The organism is Streptomyces sp. NBC_00154 (genome assembly GCF_026342835.1).
Classification (GTDB): domain Bacteria; phylum Actinomycetota; class Actinomycetes; order Streptomycetales; family Streptomycetaceae; genus Streptomyces.
The window spans coordinates 955275-969979 of the sequence record NZ_JAPEMI010000002.1; the positions used below are offsets into that span (position 1 = coordinate 955275).

The 14705-nt window shown below is 66.5% G+C and carries 13 protein-coding genes and 2 pseudogenes; 5 read left to right on the forward strand and 10 right to left on the reverse strand.

Going from position 1 to position 14705, the window contains the following annotated elements; genetic code table 11:
* Positions 1-884: 884 nt before the first annotated feature.
* From OHA03_RS40855 to OHA03_RS40875, 5 genes are all read right to left on the reverse strand, one after another.
* Positions 885-3263, reverse strand: coding sequence for a SpoIIE family protein phosphatase (locus OHA03_RS40855; RefSeq protein WP_267009022.1), 2379 nt, complete (start codon positions 3261-3263; stop codon positions 885-887).
* Between the two features lie 65 nt (positions 3264-3328).
* The gene (locus tag OHA03_RS40860; protein WP_267009023.1) at positions 3329-3454 is read right to left on the reverse strand and encodes a hypothetical protein; all 126 of its coding nucleotides are present in this window, start codon (positions 3452-3454) and stop codon (positions 3329-3331) included.
* Between the two features lie 192 nt (positions 3455-3646).
* Positions 3647-3769, reverse strand: coding sequence for a hypothetical protein (locus OHA03_RS47915; protein WP_323181375.1), 123 nt, complete (start codon positions 3767-3769; stop codon positions 3647-3649).
* A 218-nt stretch (positions 3770-3987) separates the two neighbouring features.
* Positions 3988-4254, reverse strand: a complete 267-nt coding sequence (locus OHA03_RS40870; RefSeq protein WP_267009025.1) for a helix-turn-helix domain-containing protein — start codon at positions 4252-4254, stop codon at positions 3988-3990.
* A gap of 62 nt (positions 4255-4316) precedes the next feature.
* Complete coding sequence (locus tag OHA03_RS40875; protein ID WP_267009026.1) at positions 4317-4754, reverse strand: hypothetical protein; 438 nt, start codon at positions 4752-4754, stop codon at positions 4317-4319.
* A gap of 264 nt (positions 4755-5018) precedes the next feature.
* Between OHA03_RS40875 and OHA03_RS40880 the strand changes: the two genes are divergently transcribed.
* From OHA03_RS40880 to OHA03_RS40885, 3 genes and pseudogenes are all read left to right on the forward strand, one after another.
* Positions 5019-6629 (forward strand): IS1182 family transposase, encoded by a 1611-nt coding sequence (locus OHA03_RS40880; protein WP_267009632.1) that lies wholly within the window; start codon positions 5019-5021, stop codon positions 6627-6629.
* 228 nt (positions 6630-6857) lie between these two features.
* Positions 6858-7142, forward strand: a pseudogene (locus OHA03_RS48160) (helix-turn-helix domain-containing protein); the annotation flags it as partial.
* A 100-nt stretch (positions 7143-7242) separates the two neighbouring features.
* On the forward strand, positions 7243-7899 hold the full coding sequence (locus OHA03_RS40885) for an IS630 family transposase (RefSeq protein ID WP_267009646.1): 657 nt from the start codon (positions 7243-7245) through the stop codon (positions 7897-7899).
* Here OHA03_RS40885 and OHA03_RS40890 read toward each other — a convergent pair.
* Positions 7896-8330 (reverse strand): hypothetical protein, encoded by a 435-nt coding sequence (locus tag OHA03_RS40890; protein ID WP_267009027.1) that lies wholly within the window; start codon positions 8328-8330, stop codon positions 7896-7898. The two genes, OHA03_RS40885 and OHA03_RS40890, sit on opposite strands and share 4 nt — an antisense overlap.
* 36 nt (positions 8331-8366) lie before the next feature.
* On the opposite strand from OHA03_RS40890, the gene OHA03_RS48165 reads away from it, so the two are divergent.
* Positions 8367-8789 (forward strand): transposase family protein, encoded by a 423-nt coding sequence (locus OHA03_RS48165; RefSeq protein ID WP_354006173.1) that lies wholly within the window; start codon positions 8367-8369, stop codon positions 8787-8789.
* Here the strand turns inward: OHA03_RS48165 and OHA03_RS40895 are convergent.
* From OHA03_RS40895 to OHA03_RS40905, 4 genes and pseudogenes are all read right to left on the reverse strand, one after another.
* Positions 8767-10131 carry a glutamate decarboxylase gene (locus tag OHA03_RS40895; protein WP_267009028.1) on the reverse strand — a complete coding sequence of 455 codons (1365 nt, stop codon included), beginning with the start codon at positions 10129-10131 and terminating at the stop codon, positions 8767-8769. The genes OHA03_RS48165 and OHA03_RS40895 overlap by 23 nt on opposite strands.
* A gap of 292 nt (positions 10132-10423) precedes the next feature.
* The gene (locus OHA03_RS40900) at positions 10424-11101 is read right to left on the reverse strand and encodes a DUF2776 family protein (RefSeq protein WP_267009029.1); all 678 of its coding nucleotides are present in this window, start codon (positions 11099-11101) and stop codon (positions 10424-10426) included.
* A 22-nt stretch (positions 11102-11123) separates the two neighbouring features.
* Positions 11124-11471: pseudogene (locus OHA03_RS48170) on the reverse strand (DUF2776 family protein); the annotation flags it as partial.
* 523 nt (positions 11472-11994) lie between these two features.
* A complete protein-coding gene (locus tag OHA03_RS40905) occupies positions 11995-13260 on the reverse strand; it encodes an IS701 family transposase (RefSeq protein WP_267008511.1) in 1266 nt (421 codons plus the stop codon).
* Between the two features lie 122 nt (positions 13261-13382).
* Here OHA03_RS40905 and OHA03_RS40910 point away from each other — a divergent pair, with 122 nt between their 5' ends.
* Positions 13383-14567, forward strand: coding sequence for an IS701 family transposase (locus OHA03_RS40910; protein ID WP_267009030.1), 1185 nt, complete (start codon positions 13383-13385; stop codon positions 14565-14567).
* Positions 14568-14705 lie beyond the last annotated feature (138 nt).

Below are 14705 nucleotides of genomic sequence, written 5' to 3' on the forward strand. Positions count from 1 at the left end.
GTAGCCTCGCATTTCATTCCACGACGTAGATGCGCGCCACGAAGGGTGCCTGGCAGGTAAAAAAACCTGGTCAGGCACCCTTCTTTGGTGTCTAGAAGAAGCCGAGCTTCTTCGCGGAGTACGACACCAGAAGGTTCTTCGTCTGCTGGTGGTACACGATCCGCACCGCAGTTGACCAGCGAAAACGGCTTCCTTGGTGGTCATAGGGCGAGACTTGGCCCGGGAATGGCCCGGATCTTGGGGCGACTGAGGGTTCGGGGTCGGATGCAACCCAGCCCGGTTAGGGACCGCCCGCCTGCTCGCCGAAGCCGTAGTCATGATCCGCCCGCTCGCCGCCAGGGCGTTCGGCGACGAGTGCGGAGTGCCATAAGCGCACAACGAAGCGTGCTCCTCGCCGGGGCAAATAGTTCAGCTGTAGATCGCGATCTTGCTGGTGGAGATGACTGAACGCTGAGTCGCCGGCTTGCGACCACGGGCGGTCTCGCCTCGTCAGATGATCCTTCGGATGATCGTGACGTCGATGACGCGAGCGTCGGCGCCTGGGGGAGTTCACTGCGACATGCACCTTGAACTCGCCACGGTCGCCCACCCGGTATACGGGTCAGTTGCTCAACGTCGCCGACGGCGATGCGGCCGTCCGGCAGTCGTAACGAGCCGTCGAAGACCGTGGTAAATGCGGGGTCGGCTCCTTCGGGATCCTCAGACTGCGGCTGCACGAAAAAACGTACCTTGACGAGTCCGTCTGAGGCCGGACTCGAACCGCCACGTGGGTATCGCAGCCGGCTGCGGGTGCCTCCGCCAGGGCGAGGGAGAGGGGAAGCCAATCGGTCGCCCCGAGGTGCAGCACAGAATGGTTCCTTGATCAGGAGTTACACCGGAGCGATTTACAGTCCCGATGGGAGGGCCTGTTCGGCCCAGATGGTCTTGCCTCGGGCGGTGTAGCGGGTGCCCCAGCGGCGGGTGAGTTGGGCGATGAGGAAGAGGCCGCGGCCGCCCTCGTCGGTTTCGTACGCGTGGCGCAGGTGCGGGGCGGTGCTGCTGTCGTCGGTGACTTCGCAGAGGAGGGTGAGGTCGTGGATCAGGCGTAGCTGGATGGGGCCGGTGGCGTAGCGGATGGCATTGGTGACCAGTTCACTGACGATCAGTTCGGTGGTGAACTCGAGTTCCTGGAGGTCCCAGTGGGCCAGCTGGCGTACGGCCAGGGTGCGGGCGGTGGTGACGAGTGCGGGGTCGTTGGGCAGAGTCCAGGTCGAGACCTGGTCGGCGCGCAGGCTCTGGGTGCGTGCCAGTAGCAGCACTATGCTCTCCTCGCCGCGGTCTTGGTGTTCTTGGACTATGGCGTCGCAGGTGTCCTTGAGAGACCGGTGGGGGTTGCCGAGGATCCGCCACAGACGGGCCGCCCCCTCGGGTGGGTGGTCGGATGGGGCGAGGCTGCTGGTGGACAGGGCGATAGTGCTGCCCACCGGTAGTTCCACCTCGGTGGTCTCGTACGGCGGATGGTCGCTTCCCAGGGGTGGACCGACAGGGACGTCGGGGACCTCGACAGAGCCGTTGGGGTGAACGATCACAGGTGCGGGGTGGCCGGCCCGGGCGAAGGTGCAGCGGCGGGAGATGGGGTCGTAGACCGCATACACGCAGGTGACTCCGGCCAGGTGTGCGTCGGCACGGTCGTCATCAGCCAGGTGGGCGTGTTCGCCGGTGGGGCCGGACGCCAGGTCGTGGAGTTGGGCGAGCAGTTCGTCGGGGGTCGGGTCCTGCGCGGCCAGGGTATTGATGGCGGTGCGCAGCCGGCCCATGTCTGCTGCTGTTTGCATGCCGTGCCCGACCAGGTGTCCCACTACCAGGGCCACCCGTGCCCCGGACAGCGGGATGACGTCGAACCAGTCCCCGCTGCCGCGGGTGGACTCGTGGCGCCAGGCCACCTCGACGGCGTTCTGTACGGGGACGGTCTGTGGGAGCAGGCTGCGTTGCAGGGTGAGGGCGGCGTTACGCTCGCGGGTGTACTGGCGGGCGTTGTCCAGGCACACGGCCGCCCGGGCACCGATTTCGACGGCGAGGGCGAGGTCGTCCTCTTCGAACGGGTCAGGTGTCTGCGTTCGGTAGAAGCTGGCCAGGCCGAGTACCACCCCGCGGGCGGTGAGCGGTACCACCATCGTCGAGTGCGCGCCGGCCCGGCGCAGCAGCTCTGCGCGGCGGGGGTCGTGGACGATCCACTCGTGGTCGACCTGTAGTTCCCGAATCAGACGGGGTTGCAGGTCGGCCAGGCACGCGGTGAAGGACGGCGGGTAGCCGGGGATCACCTCGCCGGGACTGTAGGCGGGCGTCGCGTCAAGCCCTGCGGCGGCACGGAAGCCGGCCCGCCGCAGCAGCGCCTCGGAGCTCACAGGGCCGGGCGGCGGTGCCTCGCCCTCGAGTACGTCGTCGAGGACCTCCACCGCCGCGATGTCGGCAAGGGCCGGTGCCGCGACCTCGGCCAGTTCCTCGGCCGTTGTCATCACGTCCAGCGTCGTGCCTATCCGTGTGCCCGCCTCCACCAGCAGATTCAAACGGGCCTGTGCCTGTTGCCGCTCGGTCACGTCCTGTGAGGCGACGACCACCCCGTGGATGGTGCCGGTCGGGTCCTTCAGGGGCAGGAAGCTCACGTCGTAGGCGTGATCGTGGTCGGGGTCGGCCGGAGGGCGGCCGACGTGGCCGAAGGTCATCGGCCGGCCCGTTTCCACCACCGACCGGAGTCTGCGCTCCGTTTCGTCGTCGACCATGCCCGGAGCCACTTCGCGAGCGCGGCGCCCGATGGCCTCGTGGCTCACCGCCCCCCGCAGTCCCGGCCCGGCAAGGTTCAGCCGGACGAACCGCAGTTCGGGGTCCAGGACCTGCACCCCGAGGGGGGACTCGGTCAGCAGCGCTGTGAGCAGCGCCGCGTCGACCATCTCGGCATCGGTTCCCTCTGCTGGGTCGAGCAGTACGCACCAGCGCACGGCCGCGCCCGGCAGGGCGGACACACTGGCGCGGATATCGAGCCGGTGTCCGTCCCGGTGCCGTGCGGTCACAGTCGCTCTCGCTGTTGCGGCTGGGGAGGCCGGCTGCTCTCGGGCCAGCAGCCTCGCCACCGGGCGGCCCAGAACCTCCTCCGCCGGATACCCGAGCAGCTCCCGTGCCGCCTGATTCCACTCAGCGATCAGGCCCTGCTCATCCAGCACCAACCGAGCGCCGCGGTCAGCGTCCGGCACACCTCGGCGCGCTGTGGTGTCCTTCCGTGCGTTCATGGTCGACTCCATCCAGGCGTGTCCCGCTCGCTGCCTTGGAGTGATCGGGCCCCACAGAACCAGTGTCACGGCAGACGGGCCCGTTTGGGCCGGCACCTCCCCAGCAGCAGATCGAACGGGCCGGCGGGTGTGGTGGGGATGGCGAGCACCTGCAGCTGCTCTGCCAGTTTCCGGAGCTGCTGCTGGTCCATACATGTCGAGCCTGCCCGTGGGACCACCGCCCGACGGCGGTCGACGCTGGGGGAAATACTGTTCTCTTCGCCCGAGCAGCAACAACGTGCTTCAGTCCAGGGTCGCTGCACACCGTCTGGTGCTGTGCCTGGACAGTGCGGCTGGTTTCAGTACCCGCGGGTTCATGGGAACCGCCCTCAGCGCGGGTGCAATCAGGTCTGTACGTAGTTGTTGGTGCCGTCGTGCCCGTCCGCGCCTTCCTCGTCGAACCAGTAGTCGCCGTGTCCGAGGTAGCGGAAGCCGAAGCGTGTGGCCCTGGGTAGTGAGACAGTCACGGCCCGAGTGCCGTCGGGTCGGTGAGTCAAGGGGTGAGCCCCCGGGCGCCAATCGTTGAAGTCGCCGACCACACTCACTTCCTGGGACGGGTGGTCAGGCGAAAGGACAAAGGTGATCTCGGTCCGGTTCTTGTGTCGGGTGCGCTCCAGCATGATCATCCTCGTCTCTAGTCCGAATGTTGTACCGATCCTGGCGCGTTAGGCGGCCACGTGCCCGGTCAGCTGAGCCGTTCAGGCATGCGTCGGAGCTGGCTTGCCGGCTTGCGGCTGAGTCGCCGTAGACCTAGCGAGCCCTGCGACAGCGCCCCGTCCTCGCCCTGCTCGCGCCAGGCCAGGCGCCACCGCTCCACCGACCGCTCGCTCACCCGCAGCGCGGCAGCGATCTGCCCGTTCTTCTGCCCGCCCTCGAAGCGCTCCACGGCCTGCATCCGTAACCGCTCCCGCGTGCCCCTCTCGACGTGAGTCAGCTTCGGAGCTACCGGCACCAGCCTGCAGCTGCCAGGCGAACGGCTCCGACATCACCCGATCGAGTTCGGTAGCGCTCCCTTTACGACCTGGGGAGCGATTGACATTGGGACATGCTGGTCTGGCGGCTCGGCTGATGGGTATCAGCTGGTGGTTCGGGCCAGCAGCCGATAGCCCGCGGTTGGCTCACTCCGGGCAGCCGGACTACTCGGATGAGCCTGGTGGTGCCGCCCAGGTGGATCAGCGGGCCTGCGGGTCCGAGTTGTTTGGTGGCGGTGATCGTGGCGAGGCTGCCGTGGGAGTCGCCCATGTCCACAGCGATACCGGTGGTGCCTTGTCCGGCCAGATGGGCGGCGAGGCAGGCGGTGCTGTTGGCGTTGGCGATGTCCTCGGCGACACCGATCGACGGGGGCAGCGGCGCGGCCCGTGGGCTCCGGCACGGAGTAGACGTGCAGCCGAGGAAACCGAGCCGGTCACAGACGGCGCGGAGGCCGTCGAAGTCCGGGGGTGAGCGCGGCAAGCGCGAACCGGGTGGTGAGGGGTACCAGCAAGCGCGGGGGGAAGGGAAGTTTCGGTCGGTGACTTACCAAGGGCCGCACGGGTTGGGCAAGTTGTGAGTCAAGCCTAGGCCCAATACCGGGACTCTGTTGGCGATCTTGTGTGGGGTGCTGACAGGTCGTCCGTTCGGCGGTTCGCTGGAGTGGAGTGGAGCGGGGTGGTTTCGGGGAGAGGGGCGGAGATGTCCTTGCGGGCCAGGAGTTTCCAGCGCATACCGACGCGGACAATGGTGACGGCGTGGGCGGCGTGTCCGAAGGGCACGCCGGCGATGCTGATACGGGACCGGCTGGATGTGGTGTTCGAGGACGGCGAGTTCGCTGACCTGTATCCGAAGGACGGTCGTCCGGGACTGTCACCTGGGCAGTTGGCGCTGGTGTCGGTGCTGCAGTTCGCGGAGAACCTCTCGGACCGCGCGGCCGCGAACGCGGTCCGCACCAGGATCGACTGGAAGTACGCCCTGGGCCTGGAGTTGAACGATCCCGGCTTCGACCACTCGGTGCTGTGCGAGTTCCGGGCCAGGCTGGCCCAGGACGACGCGGCCGACCGGCTGCTGCGAGTGATGCTGCATCGGCTGACCGAGGCCGGGCTGCTTAAATCCGGCGGTCGGCAACGCACGGATGCGACCCATGTGCTTGCGGCGGTGCGCACGCTCAGCCGGCTGGAGCTGGTCGGCGAGAGCCTGCGGGCCGCCCTCGAGCAGCTCGCCCAGGCGGACCCGGACTGGCTGCTGCCGCTGGTCGAGCCGGAGTGGGACAAGCGCTACGGGCGCAAGATCGAGATCGGCAAGGTGCCCGGCGGGAAGGCCGGGGTCACCGCGCTGGCCGAGACCTTCGGCCGGGACGGACACAAGGTCCTGGCCGCCGCGTGGGCGGCCGACGCCCCTCCCCAGCTCCGGGCGTTGGCGCAGGTGGAAATCCTGCGCCAGGTCTGGGTGCACCACTACGTCTGGGATACCCGCGGGCGGCTGCGCTGGCGCGACGGACACGCGCTGCCTCCGGCATCGCTGCGGTTCGACTCCCCGTACGACACCGACGCGCACTACTGCGTCAAACGTGACACCGCCTGGTCCGGCTACCGCACTCACTTCACCGAGACGTGCACGTCAGACCTGCCGGAGGTGGTCGTGCATGTGGCCACCACGATCGCCCCGGTCCAGGACGGCGAACTCACCGCCCAGATCCACGACGATCTGGCCCAGGTCGGCCTCATCCCGGCCGAGCACGCCGTCGACGCCGCCTACATCAGCCCCGCGCAGATTGAACGCGCTCACCGGGTACACAGCATCACCCTGCTCGGCCCGGTCGTGCCCGACCACAGCCACCAGGCCAAAAGCGGGGCCGGCTTCGACAAGGCCGCCTTCGCCATCGACTGGGACCGCTGCCAGGCCACCTGCCCCCAGGGCACCGTCAGCCGCGAGTGGCGTCCCCTGCACATCAGCGGCCACAACTACATCCAGGTCAAGTTCGACAAGGCCACCTGCCTGGCCTGCCCCGTCCGACCCCAGTGCACCAAGGCGGTCAGTGGTCCGCGCTCGCTCGCACTGCTGCCCACCCGCGAACTGCACGAGATCCAGCAGCGCAACCGCCTCGACCAGCGCACCGAAGACTGGCAGCGCCGCTACGCGATCCGCGCCGGCATCGAAGCCACCCTCTCCCAGAACGTCCGCACCTGCGGCCTGCGCCGGACACGCTACCGAGGCCTGCCCAAGACGCACGTCCAGCACGTACTGACCGGCCTGGCCTGCAACGTCACCCGCATCACCGACTGGATCGCCGACCCTACGCGCCCCCGGCGAGCACCCAGCCACTTCCACGCCCTCTGCACCGCCGTCACCTGACCCCCACAAGATCACCAACAGAGTCCCGGTATTGAGGCTAGTAGCGTGTCGCCGCTTAGTTATGGTGCACCTGACTGGGAGGTTGGTGTCTGGCAGATTCCTTCCCCTTTGCCAGATAGGACTGTTGTTGTGGGTTCGCAGAAGAAGCGGCCGGTCAGGTTGACCGCGCAGGATCGTGAGGAGCTGGTCCGAGTGACCACGACGGGTGTTCGTGGGGCCTCGATGATCATGCGTGCGCGGGTGCTGCTTGCACTGGACAGCTCGGTGGGTGAGGTGGACACCAAGGAGGCGATCGCGGCCCGGCTCGGTGTCTCCGGTGAGACGTTGCGGCTGGTCGCCAAGCGTTTCGCCGAGACCGGTGGCGATGTTCACGCCACGATCGCGCGGAAGAAGCGCGACCTCCCGCCGGTGCCCTCGCCGGTGACCGGCGAGGTCGAAGCCCGGCTGATCGCGATGGCGTGCTCACAGCCACCCCAGGGCTATGCCCGGTGGTCGCTGCGGCTGTTGGAGAAGCACGTCGCGCTGGTCGAGGACATCCCCGATCTGGACCACTCCACCATCGGGCGGGTCTTAAAAAACGCAACTGCGTCCTCATCTGAGAAAGTGCTGGACCATCCCACCGCGAGCGAACGCGGAGTTCGCGGCCCGGATGGAAGACGTGCTGGCCATCTATGCCCGGCCCTACGATCCGGCACGTCCCGTGGTGTGCATGGACGAGAAGCCCTACCAGCTCCTCGACCATGTCCGCGACCCGCTCCCGGCCCGCCCTGGTCGCGATGCCTGCCAGGACAGCGAGTACATCCGCTGCGGCACGTGCTCGATCTTCGTGTGGGTCGAACCCCTTCGCGGGTGGCGTCGAGTCCAGGCGCTGTCCCAGCGGACCCGGATCGACTGGGCCGGCCAGGTCAAGCAGCTGCTGAGCGTGGATTACCCCGACGTCGAATCCGTGGTGCTGGTGATGGACAACCTCAACACCCACGGCATCGCCTCACTGTACGAGGCATTCGAACCAGAAGAAGCATTCGCCCTGGCCCAGCGCCTCGAGATCCATCACACGCCCAAACACGGGTCATGGCTCAACATCGCCGAGATCGAACTCTCCGCGCTGACCCGGCAATGCCTCGACCGCCGGATCGGTGACCTCGACAACCTCAACACCGAACTCTCGGCCTGGCAGAACGCCACCAACACCGACCAACGTCAGGTCGACTGGCAGTTCACCACCCACGACGCACGCATCAAACTGCGCCACCTCTATCCCAAAAATTAGCCGCGACGGTCTACTAGGCGCGTGCCGCCTCTTCCCATGCCGCCCTGTCCGGTGTCTCCCGTGCACGTCTTGGCGAGCTGATCGAAGAGGTCACCCCGAAGTGGCAGGCCGCGCACGAGTCGGCGCTGGAGGAACGGCGCGGCGGTGAGCGTCGGCGTGCCGCCGGAGCCCGGCCCGACCACCGATTCGTCTTCGTCGACCAGGTATTGGTCACTCTGGTCGTGATGCGGCTGGCGCTTCCCCACGGAGCGCCGGCGCAGATGTAGGGCGTGGACCGCTCCACCATCTCCGGCGCGGTCCGCGAGATCCGTCCGCTCCTGGCAGCGCGCGGGTTCGCCGTCCCCGACCGTATGCGCACCCTGGATGACCTCGCCTACGCCGACGCCGAGGGCGTGGACCTGCGGATCGGTGGCACCGAGGTTCAGGTTCACCGCCCTCGGGCGTGACACCCTGGCCGCAAGGCGTTCGTGTCTGGCAAACGCAAGCAGAACACGATCAAGACCACGACCTTCTGCGACGCCCAGGGCCGCACTCTGTTCTCTGGAGTGGCCCGACCCGGGCGCATGCACGACCTGACCGCCGTACGCAGTGAGGGCATCGCCGAACAGTTCCGCCTGCGCCCCATGGTGAGGGCCGAGGTTGACGAGGGGTACCGAGGCTTGGCCAACGAGTGCCCCAACCGGGTCAGTGCCCCACCGAAGAAGGTGTGGCCGGACGTCCCGCTCGGTGATCAGTACGCCTGGCGCCACTTCCGCCCGAAGGGGGAGCGGCGGAACGGCGCTCCCTGCTCACCTACGACGAGCAACTTTGCTCCTCGTCAGCAGAGAGCTACTTCGTGGCCCGTCCCTGGGGTGCCGGTTGTGGGCGTCAGTAGCCGGTGCCGCGCTTGACCTGCGCACGCTCGGCGTCGGTGGTCGCACCCTTGCGATCCAAGGTGCCACACGCGTCCGCGATGTCCTGGGTCAGGCGATCGACCTGGTCACGGCTCAGGGTCTCCTTGACCAGGGCACGCAGGATCTTCACCCGCTCCGCGTTGGGCGGGAGCGTGTACGCCGGCACCATCCAGCCGCGCTCGGCCGAGAGCTGCCAGGCGACGTCGGACTCGTCGTAGGCGTGCTTGCCGGCGAGGCGGAAAGCGACCAGCGGCAGCTGCTCGAGGTCGCTGCCGATCACTTCGAAGCGGCCGCTGCTATGCAGGTTGTCTGCCAACGCGCGGGCGTTCTCCTGCATCATCTTCATGACGTAGGTGTAGCCCGGGCGACCCAGCCTCACGAAGTTGTAGTACTGCGCGAGGACCATCGACGCGCCGGTCGAGAAGTTCAGCGTGAACGTTGGGTCGGTCTTGCCCATGTAGTTCTCGTAGAACACGAGGTCCTTGGCCAGGTCGGACTCCTCGCGGAAGACCAGCCAGCCGATGCCGGGGTAGACCAGGCCGTACTTGTGTCCCGAGACATTGATCGAGCGGACCTGCTCGAGTCGGAAGTCCCATTTCGAATCCGGGTAGAGGAAGGGCCACACGAAGCCGCCGCTGGCGCCGTCAACGTGGATCGGGATGTCGAGGTCCCGCTCCTTGCGGACCTCCCGCAAGAGCTTGTCGATCCCGACGACGTCGTCCTTGTGACCGGTGAACGTGGTGCCGACGACAGCAACGACGCCGATCGTGTTCTCGTCGAGGTGGGGTTCCACGTCCTCCGGGCCGATCGTGTACTTGTCCTCGGCAAGCGGCACGATCCGCGGCTCAACGTCGAAGTAGCGGCAGAACTTCTCCCACACGACGTGGACATCGCCGCCGAAGACCAGGTTCGGCCGGTCGACCGACAAGTTGGCCGCCTGGCGGCGCTCCCGCCACTTCCACTTCAGCGACAGCGCTCCGAGCATGACCGCCTCGGACGAGCCCTGGGTCCGACATCCGGTGGTATCGCCCGGTGCGTGGAAGAGGTCAGCAAGCATGCGCACGCAGCGCTGCTCGATCTCGGCGGAGATGGGGTACTCCGCGTGGTCGATGAAGTTGCGGTGGAGGTTCTCGGCGATGATCCGTTGCGCCTCCGGCTCCATCCAGGTGGTGACGAATGTGGCGAGGTTGCGCTGTGGGTCGCCCTCCATGGCAAGGTCGGCATCCAGCAGCCTCATCGCGTCCGTCGCGGTCATGCCCTCCTCGGGGAAAGTCCTCGAGGGAGCGGGCGCGGTCAGAAATCGGTTGCCGAACAGGGCCGCGACGTCTCTCTTGGTCATGCCGACGATTCAAACAGTTCCGGAGCCTTCCTCGCCGCAGAACACGCCGAGGAAGAACAGTGAGCCGTGGTCTTCGTCGTTTCCATCGTTATTGTCGCAGCGGTCGTCTACGCAGTTGCCTTTATGCTGGGTCGCTCGCGGCCCAAACCGCTGCGAGCTGAACATGGCATTTGTGGGGAGACCGAGGCTTGGTACAAGGCTACGTCCGAGATGAAGGCCGGGCGAAGCTTCCGATATCCGGCGTTATGTGCGACCAAAGAAGAATATCGGTTTGGGGTCGACGGCTATTCGGTCACCCACTGGATGAGGTGCCGCTCTCGAGGATGCTGACAATGGAATAGAGTGAGAAGCAGATCGCTCCCAACCCAACGAGCACTCGTGCGGCTACCACCGCTACTTGGAACACGAACGCCGCCAGGAAGAGACAGGCGAGTGCCGTGAGAATCGGGATCAAAGGCACCCGACTGGCAAGGCTGAACGTGCGGCGCCACACGAGGGCGAGCAAACCCACCTTGCTGAGAATGCTGAAGCAGACAAGTCCCAACCCGATCATTACGAAGCCAGGCGTCAAGCAGGACCTGTTGTCGAAGACGAGGACGACGATCCCCCAGATCAGGCTGAACGATCCCATGGCGATCACGAGCCAGGGCCACATGATCCGATCCCGTTGGCCGTATGTGTTTTGCACCTGGCGGAGGATGGTCAGGACCAAAGCGATCAGGCTCGTGCAGATTGCGGCCAGACCGGCGGTGATATGGCCTACCGTGAACCGTCCTGGCGTGGTCGACATGGCCAAGTTTTCGATCGAGTAGCACCAAGCGATGATCGCCAGCACGACGGGTATGGCGCTCAGCACCGGCACGGCAGCCTGAGGGAAGGCTGCAGGGGGAACCTGGTGTTGTCCTGCGGCTGACTGCGAGTTCTCCGGAATGAGCGAGAACTTGGTGGAGACCATCGCGACCGTCGCCACGCAACCGCTGATTGATCAATCCCAGTCCGAAGACAACTTGACCGGCCACGTATCGCTCGCTCAGGCCGGTGCTCGGAGCTCCGACGAAAAGGTACGCGCCGTATGCGGCCGTCCCCGCCGCCGCCACGTAGCCAATCGTCGGATAGACGACCCTATCAAGAGTGTTGTAGCGGCCAATCAATTGTCGAATGATGGTCGCGGCGGTGCAGAAGAGGCACAGGCAGATCACGCCGAGAAACGTAACCACCCGGCCGGAGACAAAGTTCCCAGACGCCCCTGCTGCAGTCCAAACGTACAGACCAAACCCGACGCAGACGGCCGTCATGGCAAGGGGGATCGCCCGGAATGTGACGCTCACTACATAGTTCACAGCTCGGCACCCTTCAGCGATTCCATGAATTCACGGTCACGACCATGGGTAAATTTCAGCACATCGCCGAGTGTCGATTTCCGGCTCAACTGTGAAGGCAGCGAAGCGCCGACCCTTTAATTGCTCGTGCCAGTAGATCCATGCCGCGTTCCACTCACGGAGAGGCCGAATAGCATGAGCTTGGTCAGCCAGAAGGTCGTCTGAAGTCCAGTCCACTCACCCACCATTATCCCGCGGCGGTCAGGTTTCGCACTCCGGACGTCGATTCTCTGACGGGTGGTCAGCCACGCCGCGCGCTGTCTGCTGGCCGACTGCGGAGCATCCGGTCTCACGAGGGTGCGTCGGTGGATGTGTCGAGCCGCCTCTCGCCGGTCCGGACTGCTCCGAAGAAGAGTCGAAAGCCGAGACCTAGTAGTGCTTGGTCAGGTCGATATAGCGGTGGGTATGTCGCGGTGGCAGGTGGGGCAGGCGCCGGTCCAGACTGCGAGCAGGGTCTGGAGTTCGCGGACGACTTGGTAGAGGCTCAGGCCGGCGCCGCGTCTTTTGGGGCTTGGGCCAGTCGTTGCAGGGTGCAGAAGGCGTGCGCGACAGAGACAAGGGTGACGTGGTGGTGCCAGCCGCCCCAGGTTCGGCCCTCGAAATGGGCCAGGCCCAGGGCCTGTTTCATCTCCCGGTAGTCGTGCTCGATGCGCCAGCGGAGCTTGGCGAGCCGGACCAGCGTGGTCACAGGCATGCCGGAGGGCAGGTCGGACAGCCAGAACTGCACCGGCTCGGGCTCGCCGGCGGGCCATTCGGCCAGCAGCCAGCACTCCGGCAGCTCCGGGCCGTCGGTGGCCTGCCGGACCTCACGTCCGGCGGGCCGGATGCGCAAGGCCACGAAGCGGGAGTAGATGCGCTTGAAGCCGGAGCGGCCGGTGCCGGGCCGGGAGCCTTCCCGCCACTGCACCCCTCGTGCGGCCTTCCGCCCCGCCGCGATGACCAACTCCTTGACCGACCGCGGCTTGTCGGGATACTTGGCCACCGGCGGGCGTCCGGTCCCGGAGTACGGCTCGGCCACCGGCACCGCGTCGCCGGGCTGGGCCGACAGCGTGCTGGAGATTCCCACCACGTAGTTCAGGTCGCGGGCCTGCACCCCGTGCCGGAACGCGGCGGCGTCGCCGTATCCGGCATCAGCGATGACCAGCGGCACCTCGATGCCCCACGAGCGGGTCTCATCGAGCATGTCCAGAGCCAGCTGCCACTTCTCCACGTGCCCGACATCCTCGGGGATCTGGCAGACGGCACGCCGGGCGGCCTTGTCCGGATCGGCCTTTGGCGAGTGGGGGTCCCATGTCTCGGGCAGGAACAGCCGCCAGTTGACCGCCGCCGAAGCATGATCCGAGGCAAGGTGCAGCGAGACGCCGACCTGGCAATTGGTGACTTTGCCCGCCGTGCCGGTGTACTGCCGCGACACACACGCCGAAGCGGTCCCGTCCTTCAGGAACCCCGTGTCGTCGAAAATAAGCGCGGACGGCCGGATCGCCGCTTCCATTCTCCAGGCCACCCTGGCCCGCACATGCGCCGGATCCCAGGGACTGGTGGTCACGAAATTGGCCAGCGCCTGCCGATTCCCGTCCTCACCCAGCCGGGCCGCCATCGGCTCGACCGACTTGCGCCGCCCGTCGGTCAGCAGCCCCCGCAGGTAGACCTGCCCCCACCGACGCTGATCCTTCCGCGCGAACGGCTCGAACACCTCCGCCGCGAACGCCTCCAACTCACCACGCACCACAGCAATCTCGTCCGGAGTCACACACTCCCAACGCCGCACCGGGCCAGAAGGACACGCACCACCGCAGCCGACCTGACCAAGCACTACTAGTACTGCAACGGTGTTTGCCGTGACTGGTGGCCAGCTTCGTCGTTGGTCTGGTTATGGGTGGGGACCTTGCTGATGTCAGGTTGTGGGCCGGGGAACTGAGTGCCGTGCACGAGCGGTTGGTGCACCGGTTCAACCGGCAGGAACCGCGGGATTCGGCGCTCGCGTATATGCGAGGACTGATTGCTCCGCTGGAGCGGAAGAACGGCTGGACGCTCGCGGAAGAAGCCGGGCACACAGGCCCTGACCGCATTCACCGGTTACTGAACCGGATCGAGTGGGAGGCGGACGAGGTTCTGGACGACGTGCGCGACTACGTCGTGGAACATCTCGGAGATCAGGACGCTGTCCTGATCGTGGATGACACCGGCTTCCTCAAGAAGGGGACCCGCTCGGCCGGCGTGCAACGGCAGTACTCCGGCACCGCCGGACGCACCGAGAACAGCCAGATCGGCGTCTTCCTCGCCTACGCCACCGCCCGCGGACGCACGCTGATCGACCGCCGCTTGTATCTGCCCACGTCCTGGACCGACGACCGTGAACGGTGCCGGCAAGCCGGCATCGACGACAGTGTCGCCTTCGAGACGAAGGTGGCCATGGCCAAGGCGATGGTCCGCCGGGCGATCAGCGACAAGATCCCGTTCGGATGGGTGACGGCGGACGCCGGGTACGGCTACAGCAAGGGCTGGCGCTCTGAGCTGGAACAGGCCGATGTCTTCCACGTCATGGCCACCACCCGGCACGACACCGTCGTCACCCGCTGGGCCATGGACCATCCCGTTCATGACCTGTTCCCCGGCCTGCCACGGCAGAAGTGGAAACGCCGTTCGTGCGGCGCGGGCGCACACGGCCCGCGGGTCTATGACTGGGCTCGCGTCGAGGTTCGGCCCTGGCATCGCGAAGACCGCCGGCACTGGGTCATCGCCCGCCGCAGTGTCAGCCGACCCGAGGAGATCTCCTACTACATCGCCTATTGTCCCGCCGGGACCACGCTGGACCAACTGATCTCAATTGCAGGCAGCCGGTGGGCTGTTGAGGAATGCTTCCAGACCGCGAAGCAGGAGTGCGGCCTGGACGACTACCAAGTCCGCCGCTATCCCGGCTGGCATCGCCACGTGACGCTATCCATGGCCGTCCATGCCTGCCTGACTGTCCTGCGGGCCCGCGAACTCGATACGGAGAAAGCAGAAACGGATCCTCCCAGCTCATCCACCTCAGCCTCGCCGAGATCAGACGCCTGATCACTCGCCTCACCCACCGGCAGCCCCCGCCTGTCGACCACATCCTGCACTGGTCGACATGGCGACGCAGACGACAACACCAAGCCCGCGCCAGCCACCACAAACGACGCGGACACAGCCCATAACACCTGCCCACCA